We start from the raw sequence: 16,062 nt of genomic DNA, 5'->3' as shown, positions 1-16,062 counted from the left end.
CCTATGAACACGAACGTTATCAGTCTGGTTTCGATCGGCGCCCACCCGACCTCCGGCCGGCCACGGCGCGCCGAACAGGACGCCCGCGCGGTCGAACTGGGCCTGCAACTGGCTGGGGATAACCTGCAAGTGCTGCACGCCGGTGATGTTGCCGAACCGGCATTGCGTGCGTATTTGGGCATGGGCCTGGAGCAGATGCACGTGCTTGAACAACCGGCTGGCGCTGATGCGTTGCCGGCGCTGACCGCATACCTGCGCGATGCCGGCGCGCAGGTGGTGCTGACCGGCAGCCAGGCGGAAACCGGGGAAGGCTCGGGGATGTTGCCGTTCCTGCTGGCTGAAAGTCTGGGCTGGCCACTGGTGGTGGGCCTGGCGCAGGTCGAATCGATCAATGACGGCTCGGCGTTGGTCCTGCAAGCGTTGCCGCGCGGGCAGCGGCGGCGCTTGAAGGTGAAACTGCCGTTTCTGGCGACTGTGGATAACGCCGCGCCGAAGCCTCGGCAAAGTGCTTACGGACCGGCGCGACGGGGCGAGTTACAGGCTGATGAAGTTGAGGTGGTGGATGACCAACTCCTGGCCGTCGCCACGCTGCAACCGGCCAAGCCACGGCCCAAGCGTTTGAAAGTGATCAAGGCCAAGAGCGGCGCCGACCGGATGAAAGCCGCTACCGCAAAAGCCAGTGGCGGCGGTGGGCAAGTGCTCAAAGGCGTCACTGCGCAGGCGGGTGCCGAAGCGATTCTCAAACTCCTCATCGAAGAAGGTGTTGTCCGCTGACACTGCACCCAATTCCTTGTGGGAGCGGGCTTGCTCGCGATAGCAGTGTGTCGGGCGACATTGATGTTGACTGACTCGGCCTCTTCGCGAGCGAGCCCGCTCCCACAGGTGCGTGTTCGGCAGGCTGTCATTTGTTGACATGGAAAAACCTCCGCATTCCTTTGCGATCAGCTTCAACCACAGGTTAAAACCCCAACTCGAACGCGAGGAGTCAAGTGAATGGCTGTTGAGTTTCGACCTGCCCGTCGCACGGATGCGCGCGATATCGCACGTTTGTTTCAGATTTCGTCGGAGGGCGCTTCGGATTACATCTGGAGCCAGTTGGCGGCGCCCGGAGAGGCGCTGCTGGACGTCGGGGAGCGACGTTATGCCCGCGACGATGTGGATTTTTCCTGGCAGAACTGTCTCATCGCCGAGGCGGAAGGGGGCGTCGTTGGCATGATGCACAGTTACGCCATGCGCGAAGATCCTGAACCGACGCCGCCCACCGATCCGGTACTGGCGCCGTATGCGGATATGGAAGTGCTGGATTCGTTGTACATCTCCAGCCTGGCGCTGCACGAAGGCTGGCGCAACCAAGGGTTGGGTGTGCAGTTTCTTCGGCATGCTCAGACGCGCGCCGAGCAGCTCGGGCTGAATGGTCTGAGCCTGATCGACTATGCGGCCAACACTGGCGCGCGCCGCTTTTATGAGCGTCATGGCTTCGGCATTGTGAAAACCTGCGAAGTTGTCCCCCATCCGATGATACGGGTAACGGGCGACGCCCATTTGATGTACAGAGCATGAATCAGGTTATCCACTCCTGAGGGGTTACACACAATCGCTGTTGGTCAGTCTGTGGATAACGTGTTCGTCCCTCGCTGCAAGCCATATCCGCAGCGGCTTGCAGGCCTCAGATCAAAAAACAATCAATCTAAGTGGCGGTTTTTACAGAGTTTTCCACGGGATAACGCTTCGAGTTGCCCCCAATCTCTGTTGGTGCCTCTGTGGATAAGATGTTCGTCGTCTGCCAAGAGCCTTATAAATCGAGGCCTACAAAGAATTGCTCAGATTTTGCTCAAATGGAGCTCTGCTGCAACGAAATCCTCTTGAGCGCGGGTTTTTCCCGAGTTTCATGCGCTTTTCCACAGACGAGACAAAGTTACCCCCGTTCTCTGTTGGCGCTTCTGTGGATAACGTGTTCGCTACCCGCTACGGGCCTTATTTTGCGTGGCTTACAGCGAGCTGATCAAAAAACAATCAGACGTTTTGGCGATCCGTGCTTTTGCAAAAGTCACGGTTTTTCTTTGCAAATCAGCAGGATAATTTCCGACTCACACACAGTTACCCCCATTTGCTGTGGGTGGGCATGTGGATAAGTTGTTCGCGGAAGGCTGGAGGGCTTGGTGGGTATGGGTGGGGGGTGGTTGATCAGAAATTGTGCAATCTGCTTTGGGGGTGTGGTATTTGGCAGGACGCCTTCGCGAGCAAGCCCGCTCCCACAGCTGGAATGCATTCCAGCTGTAGGAGCTGCCGAAGGCTGCGATCTTTTGCTCTTGATCAGCCCTGAACCGGTACGCCTTTGAGATAAGGCGCAGGCTCGGCCCCGAGGTTGTTCAGCATCCGCTCGCTGTACCAATCGACGAAGTTGACCACGCCAAACTCGTAAGTCTTCGAGTAAGGCCCTGGCTGGTAGGCCGTGGAGTTGATCCCGCGCTGGTTTTCTTCAGCCAGACGCCGGTCCTGATCGTTGGTCGCGTCCCACACCTGACGCATGCGCTCAACGTCGTAATCGACACCTTCCACCGCGTCTTTGTGCACCAGCCACTTGGTGGTAACCATGGTTTCCTGGGCGCTGATCGGCCAAACGGTGAAGACGATGATGTGATCGCCCATGCAGTGGTTCCACGAATGCGGCAGGTGCAGGATGCGCATCGAGCCCAGGTCCGGGTTCTTGATCCGGCCCATCAGTTTCGCGCAGCCTTGCTTGCCGTCGAGGGTCATCGACACGGTGCCCTTGAGCAGCGGCATGCGCACGATACGGTTGCGCAAGCCGAAACTGGCGTGGGCGTAAGGGATCTTCTCGGCTTCCCAGGCAGCGGCGGAGGCGGCGACGTGATCCTTGAACGCCTGATCGGCGCGCGGGTCGGTGACGTCGTCCCACTCCAGCAGGGTCTTCAGCAGCTCCGGGTGCGACGCGTTGCAGTGGTAGCACTCGCGGTTGTTTTCCAGCACCAGTTTCCAGTTGGCCTTTTCCATCAAGGTGGTGGTGATCGCCACCTTGGTGTTCTCCATGTCGTACGGTTCCATGTAGTGGTTGAGCGTCGACAGGAAATCATCGATGGCCGGCGGGTTTTCCGCCAGGCTGATGAAGATGTAGCCACCGGCGGTTTTCACGTTCACCGGTTTGAGGCCGTACTGCTTCATGTCGAAGTCGGCGCCCATCTCGGTGCCGGCGAACAGCAGGCGCCCGTCCAGTTCATACGTCCACTGGTGGTAGTGGCAGACCAGTTTCGCGACCTTGCCTTTTTCACTGGTGCACAGGCGCGAGCCACGGTGGCGGCAGACGTTGTGGAAGGCATGCACCACACCTTCGGCGCCGCGAATGACGATGATCGGGTTCTTGCCGATCTGCAAAGTCAGGTAGTTGCCCTTGGCCGGGATTTCGCAGGTCATGCCGGCGATCAACCACTCTTTCTGAAAGATCTCCTGCATGTCGATATCGAACAGGCGCTCGTCGCTGTAGAACGGCTGCGGCAGGGAAAAGGTCCGCTCGCGTTCCTGGAGCATTTGTGCGGTGGCCTTGCGTGCGGGTTCCAGCGGATCGCCCAGGCTGATTTTTGCGGTGACGTCCATCGATGTAATCCTCATGGCCCTCTGCGTGGCCGGCGAAAGTGGCTGATCAGGTGTACTGCAAAACGGTTGCTACGCAAGGTGTAAAGAAATCGTCTTGTGTTGGGGCGAGTGTGGGGCCGGCGCTGCCCCGAACCTTATCCATGGGCGACATGGTGCAATCTGTTCCCGACGCGCAAGGCCCGGTGTTCAAGGGCTGGTCGCGATAAGTATGTCAATGTCGCGGATAGGTAAACGCACGGTCTGCGCTATACGCAGAATCGCCGACAAGAGGCCGACAGTCGGCCGTGGAGAACAGCATGTCCAACAGCTTCCTGAATCCGGTCACCACCCAGACCTGGGCCAATGGCCGACACATTGTCCGTTGCGTCAAAGTCATCCAGGAAACCTGGGATGTGCGCACCTTCTGCTTTATGGCCGACCAGCCGATCCTGTTCTTCTTCAAGCCGGGGCAGTTCGTCACCCTGGAGCTGGAAATCGAAGGCCAGCCGATCATGCGCTCGTACACGATTTCCAGCTCGCCGTCGGTGCCGTACAGCTTCTCTGTGACAATCAAACGCGTGCCGGGCGGCAAGGTCTCGAACTGGTTGCACGACACTTTGCATGAGGGGCAGGAGTTGGCGGTGCACGGCCCGGTCGGGCTGTTCAACGCGATCGACTTCCCGAGCCCGAAGGTTCTGTATTTGAGCGGCGGCGTCGGCATCACCCCGTGCATGTCGATGGCGCGCTGGTTCTACGACACCAACGCCAACGTCGACATGACCTTCGTGCACAGCGCGCGCTCGCCAAAAGACATCATCTATCACCGCGAGCTCGAGCACATGGCGTCGCGGATCGACAACTTCAGCCTGCACCTGATCTGTGAAAAGCACGGCCTCGGTGAGCCATGGGCCGGTTATCGCGGTTATCTGAATCACAAGATGCTCGAACTGATGGTTCCGGACTTCCTCGAACGCGAAGTGTTCTGCTGCGGCCCGACGCCATACATGACTGCGGTCAAGCGCCTGCTGGAAGCGGCCGGCTACGACATGTCGCGTTACCACGAAGAATCCTTCGGCGCCACGCCACCCGAGGCCCGCGCCGACGCGGTGGAACAGGCCGAACAAGCCGCCGATGCGCCGGAAATCGACGCAGCGGATCTGCACCAGGTCGAATTCACCGCCTCCGGCAAAAGCATCCGCGTCGGCCCGGGCGAAACCGTGCACGCAGCCGCCGCCAAACTCGGCCTGATGATCCCGAAAGCCTGCGGCATGGGTATCTGCGGAACGTGCAAGGTGATGAAACTGGGCGGCGAAGTGGAGATGGAACACAACGGCGGGATTACCGAGGATGACGAGGCGGAAGGATTTATCCTGTCGTGCTGCAGCGTGCCGAAGGGGGATGTGCGGATTGAGTTTTAAATAGCCATGAACTTGGGTCGATCTCCTAAATGAGGAGATCGACCGGGAAAGTGCAATTTCAAATCAGCCCGAACAAAGCGAGCAGGCCGAAGCCCACAAAGGCAAAGCCAAATATTTGCTGGTATTTATTCAGTGTGAGCAGGTCGCGTTTGAGTTTTGGCGGGAAATTCTTAACGTCTCTTGCGCTGACTTTGCCTTGAGAAATGTACCGTGCGGGTTTTTTGAGGATGCCGAAAATCTCACCCAACATATAAATACGTCCCCCCAGGCCCGCTTGCCATAACATGAGCAAAGACGATGTGATTGAACTGCGTTTCAGGCTATTTAGGATCGTTTCCAGTCTTCTCTTGGCGGTATAAAGTAAAATTCCATTTACCACTAAAAGACCTGTGAAACTCACCAGTGTCATGATCACAATTGGATCTTTTACGATATTGTTAATTTGATCTACGGATGAGCTTATTCCCAAGCACATCATAATTGCAAAAAAAATGAAAACCAGTTTGTATAAAATAATCAGGTTCTTTTTCAGTTTTTTGGGGAAGTTTTCGAAGTCTTTCGCGCAAAGTTTTCCGGTGTAAATGTAAAGTTCAGGGTTTCGCATGATGTCGAACACTTCTCCCATCATGTAGATTTTGCCCCAAGGACCTCCGTGCCAAAGCATTATCAGTCTGCTCGAAATAGAACTGTTTGTTAGATGGTTCAATATGGTTTCGGTCTTTGTTTTCGCGACATATAACATCACTCCTATCAAAATAAATATGCCGACGAAGTCTACAATACCAATCAACAAGAATATTTTCTCTGAAGTACGAAGAGTCATTTAACAGCCTCGTATACTTTCTGTGCGATCCGTTCGCCGCCTTTCTCGCCCAAAGTCCCGCCGGCGTAATTTCCGAGTCCTGCCAGTAGCGCACTGCAAAGTACAGTGCCAAGCCCGCCTGTCGGGAGGCCAGCGCCTACGCAAATCGTTGAGGCAGTCAAGCTTACGAGCGCGCCGGCAACCATTCCGCCACCCACACCACCCAAAAAGCTTCCGCTCTCCGTGAACTTCACTTTTTCACATGCCTCCGCGCTTCCGTGCATGCAGACATCCTGCACCTTTAAGGCGGAGGCGCCACCACCCACCGCTGTACCGATCCAGCCGCCATATTTAACGTACTGTGATGCTTGGCTGACTGCCCGAATATGCGTGGCATAACCTGGGTTCTGGCCGATGCCGCCGGCTTTTCGCCAGTGGTGCACAAGATAGGGATGATCAATGCCTAGAGTGGTCTTCAGGCTCGGGTAATCGGGGATGCCAATACTCTGTCGGGTGAACCGATTGAGTTGGACGTCCAGCTTTTTGAGTAATTGGTCACGCTTGTTTATGAATTCTTCAGAGACCCGGTGGTTTTTTGCGTCCAGCGTATGAACATGCAGCTGCTCAAGATCCGCGAGGACATTTTTTATGCCATCCAGATGATTGGCTGCCATGGCCGTGACGACCCCGATCACTTTTGATTCATAGGCGAGTGCGGTCTGGATCACGCCATAGTGCTGCGCCATGAAATCCGCTTCTTCCAAGGTCAGTGGTTCCAGCGTCGCACTGACGAAACGGGCGGTCTGCATCAGCAATGCTTCTTCGTATGTGCATTGCTGATTGTCAGGGTCGCTCAGCACGATCATCGAACCCGCTTTAATCATGTCCGGGTTCGGATTCAGACTCCTGAATCTGGCGATGACATTCGGGTTGGCGGAGGGGAGCAGTTGTGCCTCAAGCTTCTCGGCGACAATGCTTTTCGGCACGATGTAAAACCCCGGCTCTGACGGGGCCGGACGATCTTGCGGCCAGTGCTCGCTGGGGAAGAACTTCAAGTCGTTGACGGGGTGAGGGCTGCGCGCGGTGCTGCTGTTATTGACGCGTGCCACCCTGAGGTTCTGCTGATGAATCGCGCGCAGCAACCTGTCTGGATCGGAGCGCGAGGCAGGCTGCCTGAGCATCGATAATGGGCTTTTTTTTACCCCTTCAGGAACGGCACCTTTGGTGCCGCGTACCAGAACTCTGGATTGGTTCAGAAGATGACGCTGTTCCTGTGCAAGGGCGTCAAGGCCCATGTCCGCTGAAAGGCGGCCGCTGGCGACATCATCGACAATGCCCTTGGCGAAGCGCGCGACCTCCTGATTGAACTGCACGCGCGCACTGCCGAATGCCAGATGACGTGAGCCGACTGTCTGTGCCTGTGCGAGCAGCTTGCCGGCAGCGTGTCGAACGTCGCTGAGGTCGTGGCGTTGATCGCTCAACCTTCTTCGCCCCATGAGGCATGGCCACTGGTCCCGGCGAGGTGATGCACCCAGCTGATACCACGATAACGAATGGCGACCTGCTCCTGAGGCTCAGCGTCGCTGTGCAGAATGACGTGGGGCATATCCAGGTTCAGTTCGGTGAGCACCGCACCGTCGATCGAGACAGAAAAGTATTTTTCCTGCTGACCCTGAGGGGAGGTTCGGTAGAAGTTGATCTTGCAGTCGATCTCTTCACGGTTGGCCAGTGCCTGGGCCAGCAGCGGTGAAGATTTGTCGACGACTTTGGTGACAATGACCGGCGCGTGGGTGGCTCGGTGAGAGTTGTCGAGGTTGGCGAGGTTGTGGCTGTACGACAGCACCATGATTTGATCGGTGTGTGCCGCCTGATATCTGTTGCCGACCGAATCAGGCGTTGAGCAGCCTGCCGAAATCAGCCCTTGGGTCTTGCCCATGATCGTCATGTAGCCGGGAATTGCCATCGCGTGCGCTCCTTGAATCGGGAGCGGGCAGTCTATGGCGGGTTTTTTGTGCTTTCTGTAGGCCTTGGTGTAGTCCGATTCTGAAAATGCAGGTCTGCGACGCGCAGCCTCTGGGTTGCATTCCCGTGCTGAGCATGGGAATGCAACTAGGGAGGGGAATCAGGCCGACATGACCTCGCGAATATCGCGCGCCAGTTCGCGCACGCGCTCTTCTTCGGTGTCCCAGGAGCACATGAATCGTGCGCCGCCCTTGCCGATGAAGGTGTAGAAACGCCAGTTCTTTGCAGTCAACGCAGCGATGGCCGGCTCGGACAGTTGCAGGAACACGCCGTTGGCCTGCACCGGGAACATCAGTTCGACGCCGGGAATGTCGCTGACCAGTTCTGCCAGCAGCTGCGCGCAGTGGTTGGCGTGGCGGGCGTATTTGAGCCAGGCGTCGTTTTCCAGAATGCCGACCCACGGTGCCGACAAAAAGCGCATCTTCGACGCCAGTTGCCCGGCCTGCTTGCAGCGGTAGTCGAAGTCTTCGGCCAGTTTGTGGTTGAAGAACAGGATCGCTTCACCCACCGCCATGCCGTTTTTCGTGCCGCCGAAACACAGCACGTCGACGCCGGCTTTCCAGGTCAGGTCGGCGGGCGAGCAGCCGAGGAATGCGCAGGCGTTGGAGAACCGCGCGCCGTCCATGTGCAGGTGCAGGCCCAGTTCCTTGCAGGTTGCGCTGATGGCGCGGACTTCTTCCGGGGTGTAGACGCTGCCGACTTCAGTGGCTTGAGTCAGGGTCACCACACGCGGTTTCGGGTAGTGAATGTCCTGGCGCTTGAGCGCGACTTCGCGGATCGATTGCGGGGTGATCTTGCCGTTTTCGGTGCCGGCGATCAGCAGCTTCGAACCGTTGGAGAAGAATTCCGGGGCGCCGCATTCGTCGGTTTCGACGTGGGCGGTTTCCGAGCAGATCACGCTGTGGTAACTCTGGCACAGCGACGACAGGGCCAGCGAGTTGGCGGCGGTGCCGTTGAAGGCGAAGAACACTTCGCAGTCGGTTTCGAACAGGTTGCGGAAATGATCGGCCGCACGGGCGGTCCATTCATCGTCGCCGTAAGCGCGCTGGTGGCCGTGGTTGGCCTGTTCCATGGCTGCCCAGGCTTCAGGGCAGATACCGGAATAGTTGTCGCTGGCGAATTGTTGGCTCTTGTCGGTCATGGCCGGCTTCCGTAATCGAGACTCTTGTGAAGGCTCGTGGTCAATGAGGATGCGCACTTTACCGAAGATCTTCCGGGGAGCACATGCAATGTCGGGTGGGGAAAATTACCAGTTTATGGGCCGATTATGCACCTGAGCCAACGCGACGGTGCGCTGGACCTGCTCAAGTGGTTGGCGCTGCTGAGCATGTTGCTCGATCATCTGCGATATGTCGGCTTCTCCGTCGACTGGTTGTTTGTGCCAGGTCGCCTGGCGTTTCCATGGTTTTGCCTGGCGATGGCGGCGAATCTGGCGCGCGACGGTTCGCGGAAGATGGAGTGGCGATATCTGAGCTGGCTGTTGCTGTTCAGTGCCATCAGTGAAATTCCTTATCGCTTGTACATTCCCGAGCCTGACACGTTGAACGTGATGCCGACTCTGGCGTTGGGGCTGCTGGTGGCGCGGGGTTGGCAGGATTCGGCATCGATTTCGCGGTTGCTCGCATTGGCCGCGCTGGTAGCTGGGGCGTTTTTTTCAGATCGGCTGATGTTCGGTTTCTTCGGCGTGCTGCTGCCATTGGCGATGCTGCTGATATTTCGGCGGCCGTTGTATTTCAGTCTGTTGCCGGGGCTGGTCTGTCTGGCGGCGAACCAATGGCAGGTGTTGCTCGAATCGGCGCGGTTCGGCAACTGCGTGGCGATTCTCGGTCTGGCGACGTGTCTGTTTGCGCCAGTGCTGGGAATGTTCCTGTTGCGACATCTGCGACACCTTCAGCCGCCAGCGATGCGGCGCTGGGCGTATGCGCTTTATCCGGCGCATTTCCTCCTGCTGCTCGCCGCCCGCCAGTTGATCGCATAACCCCTGTAGGAGCTGCCGAAGGCTGCGATCTTTTGATCTTCAAAGTCAAAGTCAAAAGATCGCAGCCTTCGGCAGCTCCTACAGGGGAACGCATTGTCCAGTCATTTCCAGCCATGTCGTAAACGCACCTTTGCGTGGCGCCCGCAGGCATTTGAACACTCGAAGCCAGCCATACCATCGCATCAAAGGGCACCGCTGCGATTGCCGGTGCCTTACCGAGACGAATGGCGCACAGATGCCGCTGGGAGAGACGCGATGTTCAGCAAGCAAGACCAGATCCAGGGTTACGACGATGCACTGCTGGCGGCGATGAATGCCGAGGAGCAACGTCAGGAAGATCACATCGAGCTGATCGCGTCGGAGAACTACACCAGCAAGCGCGTCATGCAGGCGCAAGGCAGCGGCCTGACCAACAAATACGCCGAAGGCTATCCGGGCAAGCGCTATTACGGCGGCTGCGAGCACGTGGACAAAGTCGAAGCGCTGGCTATCGAACGCGCCAAGCAACTGTTCGGCGCCGATTACGCCAACGTCCAGCCGCACTCCGGTTCTTCGGCCAACAGCGCGGTGTACCTGGCGCTGATCCAGCCGGGCGACACCATTCTCGGCATGAGCCTGGCCCACGGCGGTCACCTGACCCACGGCGCGAAAGTGTCGTCTTCGGGCAAGCTCTACAACGCCGTGCAGTACGGCATCAACACCGACACCGGGCTGATCGACTACGACGAAGTCGAGCGTCTGGCCGTCGAGTGCAAGCCGAAAATGATCGTCGCCGGGTTCTCCGCTTACTCGAAGACACTGGACTTCCCGCGCTTCCGTCAGATCGCGGACAAGGTTGGCGCGCTGCTGTTCGTCGACATGGCTCACGTCGCCGGTCTGGTGGCTGCCGGCCTGTACCCGAACCCGCTGCCGTACGCCGACGTGGTCACCACCACCACCCACAAAACCCTGCGCGGTCCGCGTGGCGGGCTGATCCTGGCCAAGTCCAACGAAGAAATTGAAAAGAAGCTCAACGCTGCAGTGTTCCCCGGCGCCCAGGGTGGCCCGCTGATGCACGTCATCGCCGGTAAGGCGGTGTGCTTCAAGGAAGCGCTGGAGCCGGGTTTCAAGGCCTATCAGCAACAAGTGATCGACAACGCTCAGGCGATGGCCAGCGTGTTCATCAAGCGTGGCTACGACGTCGTCTCCGGCGGCACCGACAACCATCTGTTCCTGGTCAGCCTGATCCGTCAGGGCCTGACCGGCAAAGACGCCGACGCTGCGCTGGGCCGTGCTCACATCACCGTGAACAAGAACGCCGTGCCGAACGACCCGCAGTCGCCGTTCGTGACCTCGGGCCTGCGCATCGGCACCCCGGCGGTGACCACGCGCGGCTTCAAGGTCAGCCAGTGCGAAACCCTCGCCGGCTGGATCTGCGACATCCTCGACAACCTCGGTGACGCCGATGTCGAGGCCAATGTCGCGCAACAGGTGTCGGCGCTGTGCGCAGACTTCCCGGTTTATCGCTGAGTCGGTTTTGGAGTAATGACTATGCAACGCTATTCCGGCTTCGGCCTGTTCAAACACTCGCTCAGCCACCACGAAAACTGGCAGCGCATGTGGCGCACGCCCACCCCGAAAAAAGTCTACGACGTGGTCATCGTCGGCGGCGGCGGGCACGGCCTGGCGACGGCCTACTATCTGGCCAAGGAGCACGGCATCACCAACGTCGCCGTGGTCGAGAAGGGCTGGCTCGGCGGCGGTAACACCGCGCGCAACACCACCATCGTGCGTTCCAACTACCTGTGGGACGAGTCGGCGCACCTGTACGAACACGCGATGAAGTTGTGGGAAGGCCTGTCGCAGGACCTCAACTACAACGTGATGTTCTCCCAGCGTGGCGTTTACAACCTGTGCCACACCCTGCAGGACATCCGTGATTCCGAGCGTCGGGTCAGCGCCAACCGCCTCAACGGCGTTGATGGTGAACTGCTCAACGCCAAGCAAGTCGCGGACGAGATTCCGTACCTCGACTGCTCGAAGAACACCCGCTACCCAGTGATGGGCGCCACCGTGCAGCGTCGCGGCGGCGTCGCCCGTCACGATGCCGTGGCCTGGGGCTTTGCCCGTGCCGCCGATGCCTTGGGCGTGGACCTGATCCAGCAGACCGAAGTGATCGGTTTCCGCAAGGAAAACGGCGTGTGCATCGGCGTCGAAACCAACAAGGGCTTCATCGGTGCCAAGCGCGTCGGTGTGGTCACTGCCGGTAACTCCGGGCACATGGCCAAGCTCGCCGGTTTCCGTCTGCCGATCGAATCCCACCCGCTGCAAGCGCTGGTGTCCGAGCCGATCAAGCCGATTATCGACAGCGTGATCATGTCCAACGCCGTGCACGGTTACATCAGCCAGTCCGACAAGGGCGACCTGGTGATCGGCGCCGGTATCGACGGCTACAACGGTTACGGCCAGCGAGGTTCGTACCCGGTGATCGAGCACACCGTGCAAGCGATCGTCGAGATGTTCCCGGTGCTGTCCCGCGTGCGCATGAACCGCCAGTGGGGCGGCATCGTCGACACCACCCCGGACGCCTGCCCGATCATTTCGAAAACTCCGGTACCGAACATGTTCTTCAACTGCGGTTGGGGCACCGGTGGCTTCAAGGCTACACCCGGCTCGGGCAACGTGTTTGCCGCGAGTCTGGCCAAGGGTGAAATGCACCCGCTGGCCGCACCGTTTTCCATCGACCGTTTCCACAACGGCGCACTGATCGACGAACACGGCGCTGCTGCCGTCGCCCACTAACAGGAGAAATCCCTATGTTGCACATCTTCTGTCCTCACTGCGGCGAACTGCGCTCCGAAGAGGAATTCCATGCATCCGGCCAGGCGCATATCCCGCGTCCACTGGATCCGAACGCCTGCACCGACGAGGAGTGGGGCGACTACATGTTCTTCCGTGACAACCCACGCGGGTTGCACCACGAGCTGTGGGACCACGTCGCCGGTTGCCGCCAGTACTTCAACGTCACTCGCGATACCGTGACCTACGAGATTCTCGAGAGCTACAAGATCGGCGAGAAGCCGCAATTCACCGACAAGGCTGGCGCTGCAAAAACAGCCACGACGGCGCTGGGAGAGAAGGTATGAGCCAGACCAATCGCCTGTCCAACGGTGGACGGATCGACCGCAACAAAGTGCTGAGCTTCACCTTCAACGGCCAGACCTACAAAGGCTATGAAGGCGACTCGCTGGCCGCCGCACTGATCGCCAACGGCGTCGATATCATCGGCCGCAGCTTCAAGTATTCGCGTCCTCGCGGCATCTTCGCCGCCGGTTCCGAAGAGCCGAACGCCGTGCTGCAGATCGGCGCCACCGAAGCCACGCAGATTCCCAACGTGCGCGCCACGCAACAGGCGTTGTACCAAGGTCTGGTCGCGACCAGCACCAACGGCTGGCCGAGCGTCAACAACGACATGATGGGGATTCTCGGCAAGGTCGGCGGCAAGCTGATGCCGCCGGGTTTCTACTACAAAACCTTCATGTACCCGCAATCGTTCTGGATGACCTACGAGAAGTACATCCGCAAGGCTGCCGGCCTCGGCCGTTCGCCGACCGAGAACGATCCAGACACCTACGACTACATGAACCAGCACTGCGACGTGCTGATCGTCGGTGCCGGCCCGGCCGGTCTCGCCGCTGCCCTGGCCGCTGCGCGCAGCGGTGCCCGGGTGATTCTGGCCGATGAGCAGGAAGAGTTCGGCGGCAGCCTGCTCGACTCGCGCGAAAGCCTCGACGGCAAACCGGCGATGGAGTGGGTCGCCAGCGTCCTCGCCGAGCTGAAGAACACCCCGGACGTGCTGCTCTTGCCGCGCGCCACGGTCAACGGTTACCACGACCACAACTTCCTGACCATTCACGAGCGCCTCACCGATCACCTCGGTGACCGTGCGCCGATCGGTCAGGTGCGGCAGCGCATCCACCGTGTGCGCGCCAAGCGTGTGGTGCTGGCGACCGGCGCCCATGAGCGTCCGCTGGTCTATGGCAACAACGACGTGCCGGGCAACATGCTTGCCGGTGCGGTGTCGACTTACGTGCGTCGTTATGGCGTAGCGCCGGGCAAAAAACTGGTGCTGTCGACCAACAACGATCACGCCTATCGCGTCGCTCTGGATTGGCTCGATGCCAGTCTGCAAGTGGTCGCCATCGCCGATGCGCGCAGCAACCCGCGTGGTGCGCTGGTGGAAGAAGCGCGTGCCAAAGGCATTCGCATCCTCACCGGCAGCGCCGTCATCGAAGTGCGCGGCAGCAAGCGCGTGACCGCCGCCCGCGTCGCCGCGATTGACGTAAAGGCCCACGCCGTGACCAGTCCGGGTGAATGGCTCGATTGCGATCTGGTGGCCAGCTCCGGCGGTTACAGCCCGGTGGTTCACCTGGCGTCGCACCTCGGTGGCAAACCGGTCTGGCGTGAAGACATTCTCGGTTTCGTACCGGGCGAAGCACCGCAGAAGCGCGTGTGCGTCGGTGGCGTCAATGGCGTTTACGCGCTTGGCGATTCGCTGGCCGACGGTTTTGAAGGTGGCGTGCGCGCTGCTGCCGAAGCCGGTTTCCAGACGGTTGAAGGCGTGTTGCCGAAAGCGCTCAGCCGTCTTGAAGAGCCGACCCTGGCGCTGTTTCAGGTGCCGCACGAGAAGAATTCGGCGCGTGCCCCGAAGCAATTTGTCGACTTCCAGAACGACGTCACTGCCGGCGGCATCGAACTGGCGACCCGCGAAGGGTTCGAGTCGGTCGAGCACGTCAAACGCTACACCGCGCTGGGCTTCGGCACCGATCAGGGCAAGCTCGGCAACGTCAACGGTCTGGCGATTGCCGCACGTTCCTTGAACGTGACGATCCCGCAGATGGGCACCACCATGTTCCGTCCGAACTACACGCCGGTGACCTTCGGCGCCGTGGCCGGTCGGCATTGCGGGCACATCTTCGAACCGGTGCGCTACACCGCACTGCATGCCTGGCACGTGAAGAACGGCGCCGAGTTTGAAGACGTCGGTCAGTGGAAGCGTCCATGGTACTTCCCGAAAAACGGTGAAGACCTGCACGCGGCGGTCAAGCGCGAATGCAAAGCCGTGCGCGACAGCGTCGGCCTGCTTGATGCCTCGACCCTCGGCAAGATCGACATTCAAGGCCCCGATGCCCGCGAATTCCTCAACCGCGTGTACACCAACGCCTGGACCAAGCTCGACGTGGGCAAGGCCCGCTACGGTCTGATGTGCAAGGAAGACGGCATGGTCTTTGACGACGGTGTCACGGCGTGTCTGGCCGACAACCATTTCGTCATGACCACCACCACCGGCGGCGCTGCCCGCGTACTGCAGTGGCTGGAGCTGTACCACCAGACTGAATGGCCGGACTTGAAGGTGTACTTCACCTCGGTCACCGACCACTGGGCGACCATGACCCTCTCCGGGCCGAACAGCCGCAAGCTGCTCAGCGCCGTGACCGACATCGATCTGAGCAACGAAGCGTTCCCGTTCATGACCTGGAAAGAAGGCATGGTCGGCGATGTGCCGGCGCGGGTGTTCCGTATCTCGTTCACCGGTGAGTTGTCGTACGAAGTCAACGTCCAGGCCGATTATGCGATGGGCGTGCTGGAGAAAATCGTCGAGGCCGGCAAGCAGTACAACCTGACGCCGTACGGCACCGAAACCATGCACGTGCTGCGGGCCGAGAAGGGTTTCATCATCGTCGGCCAGGACACCGACGGCTCGATGACCCCGGACGACCTGAACATGGGCTGGTGTGTCGGTCGCACCAAACCGTTCTCGTGGATCGGCCAGCGCGGCATGAACCGCGAAGATTGCGTGAAGGAGCAGCGCAAACAGTTGGTGGGCCTCAAACCGATCGATCCGGCCAAATGGCTGCCGGAAGGTGCGCAACTGGTGTTCAACACCAAGCAGGCGATCCCGATGACCATGGTCGGCCACGTGACCTCCAGCTACGCACACAACTCCCTCGGTTATTCGTTTGCCATGGGTGTGGTCAAGGGCGGTCTCAAGCGCCTGGGCGAGCGGGTGTTCGCTCCGCTGGCCGATGGCAGCGTGATCGAGGCGGAAATCGTTTCTTCGGTGTTCTTCGATCCGAAGGGTGAGCGGCAGAACATCTGACAGCCCCCGGGAGCGGTTGGCGGGCGGCTATTCGCGAGCAAGCCCGCTCCCACAGGGGAATGCGGTCAAATGTGGGAGCGGGCTTGCTCGCGAAGGCGGCGGTACCGCCACCACA

Annotated in this window: 13 protein-coding genes; 8 read left to right on the top strand and 5 right to left on the bottom strand. The window is 59.6% G+C overall.

Annotated elements, in window-relative coordinates:
• The first annotated feature begins 3 nt into the window (after nt 1–3).
• Together CXF97_RS22110 and CXF97_RS22105 are read left to right on the top strand one after the other, a co-directional pair.
• Nucleotides 4–774, top strand: a complete 771-nt coding sequence (locus tag CXF97_RS22110; protein ID WP_101161040.1) for an electron transfer flavoprotein subunit beta — start codon at nt 4–6, stop codon at nt 772–774.
• 219 nt (nt 775–993) lie between these two features.
• A complete protein-coding gene (locus CXF97_RS22105) occupies nt 994–1,560 on the top strand; it encodes a GNAT family N-acetyltransferase (RefSeq protein ID WP_101161037.1) in 567 nt (188 codons plus the stop codon).
• Nucleotides 1,561–2,313: 753 nt separating this feature from the next.
• Here the strand turns inward: CXF97_RS22105 and gbcA are convergent.
• Nucleotides 2,314–3,609 carry a glycine-betaine demethylase subunit GbcA gene (gene gbcA / locus CXF97_RS22100; RefSeq protein ID WP_039757637.1) on the bottom strand — a complete coding sequence of 432 codons (1,296 nt, stop codon included), beginning with the start codon at nt 3,607–3,609 and terminating at the stop codon, nt 2,314–2,316.
• A 296-nt stretch (nt 3,610–3,905) separates the two neighbouring features.
• Between gbcA and gbcB the strand changes: the two genes are divergently transcribed.
• The gene (gene gbcB, locus CXF97_RS22090; RefSeq protein WP_016772824.1) at nt 3,906–5,006 is read left to right on the top strand and encodes a glycine-betaine demethylase subunit GbcB; all 1,101 of its coding nucleotides are present in this window, start codon (nt 3,906–3,908) and stop codon (nt 5,004–5,006) included.
• 58 nt (nt 5,007–5,064) lie between these two features.
• Here the strand turns inward: gbcB and CXF97_RS22085 are convergent, their stop codons facing one another.
• From CXF97_RS22085 to CXF97_RS22070, 4 genes are all read right to left on the bottom strand, one after another.
• Nucleotides 5,065–5,829, bottom strand: coding sequence for a hypothetical protein (locus CXF97_RS22085; RefSeq protein ID WP_101161034.1), 765 nt, complete (start codon nt 5,827–5,829; stop codon nt 5,065–5,067).
• Nucleotides 5,826–7,289 (bottom strand): hypothetical protein, encoded by a 1,464-nt coding sequence (locus CXF97_RS22080; RefSeq protein ID WP_256589892.1) that lies wholly within the window; start codon nt 7,287–7,289, stop codon nt 5,826–5,828. Before CXF97_RS22080 ends, CXF97_RS22085 begins: the two co-directional genes overlap by 4 nt.
• Complete coding sequence (locus tag CXF97_RS22075) at nt 7,286–7,771, bottom strand: Hcp family type VI secretion system effector (RefSeq protein WP_101161029.1); 486 nt, start codon at nt 7,769–7,771, stop codon at nt 7,286–7,288. The genes CXF97_RS22080 and CXF97_RS22075 overlap by 4 nt, the downstream gene beginning before the upstream one ends.
• Before the next feature lie 159 nt (nt 7,772–7,930).
• Nucleotides 7,931–8,971 (bottom strand): low specificity L-threonine aldolase, encoded by a 1,041-nt coding sequence (locus CXF97_RS22070; RefSeq protein ID WP_016986284.1) that lies wholly within the window; start codon nt 8,969–8,971, stop codon nt 7,931–7,933.
• Between the two features lie 126 nt (nt 8,972–9,097).
• Here CXF97_RS22070 and CXF97_RS22065 point away from each other — a divergent pair, with 126 nt between their 5' ends.
• From CXF97_RS22065 to CXF97_RS22045, 5 genes are all read left to right on the top strand, one after another.
• Nucleotides 9,098–9,808: a TraX family protein gene (locus CXF97_RS22065; RefSeq protein WP_101161026.1), complete on the top strand. Its 711-nt coding sequence runs from the start codon at nt 9,098–9,100 to the stop codon at nt 9,806–9,808.
• A gap of 255 nt (nt 9,809–10,063) precedes the next feature.
• Nucleotides 10,064–11,317, top strand: coding sequence for a serine hydroxymethyltransferase (glyA, locus tag CXF97_RS22060; protein WP_024014589.1), 1,254 nt, complete (start codon nt 10,064–10,066; stop codon nt 11,315–11,317).
• Between the two features lie 21 nt (nt 11,318–11,338).
• Nucleotides 11,339–12,589 carry a sarcosine oxidase subunit beta gene (locus CXF97_RS22055; protein ID WP_003177603.1) on the top strand — a complete coding sequence of 417 codons (1,251 nt, stop codon included), beginning with the start codon at nt 11,339–11,341 and terminating at the stop codon, nt 12,587–12,589.
• Nucleotides 12,590–12,603: 14 nt separating this feature from the next.
• The gene (locus CXF97_RS22050) at nt 12,604–12,933 is read left to right on the top strand and encodes a sarcosine oxidase subunit delta (RefSeq protein WP_041476749.1); all 330 of its coding nucleotides are present in this window, start codon (nt 12,604–12,606) and stop codon (nt 12,931–12,933) included.
• Nucleotides 12,930–15,947 carry a sarcosine oxidase subunit alpha gene (locus CXF97_RS22045; protein ID WP_101161023.1) on the top strand — a complete coding sequence of 1,006 codons (3,018 nt, stop codon included), beginning with the start codon at nt 12,930–12,932 and terminating at the stop codon, nt 15,945–15,947. The genes CXF97_RS22050 and CXF97_RS22045 overlap by 4 nt, the downstream gene beginning before the upstream one ends.
• Nucleotides 15,948–16,062 lie beyond the last annotated feature (115 nt).

This window comes from Pseudomonas sp. Choline-02u-1 (genome assembly GCF_002836515.1).
Taxonomy (GTDB): domain Bacteria; phylum Pseudomonadota; class Gammaproteobacteria; order Pseudomonadales; family Pseudomonadaceae; genus Aquipseudomonas.
Note: the sequence above shows the minus strand (reverse complement) of the source record. Positions and strands in the feature narration are given on the sequence as shown.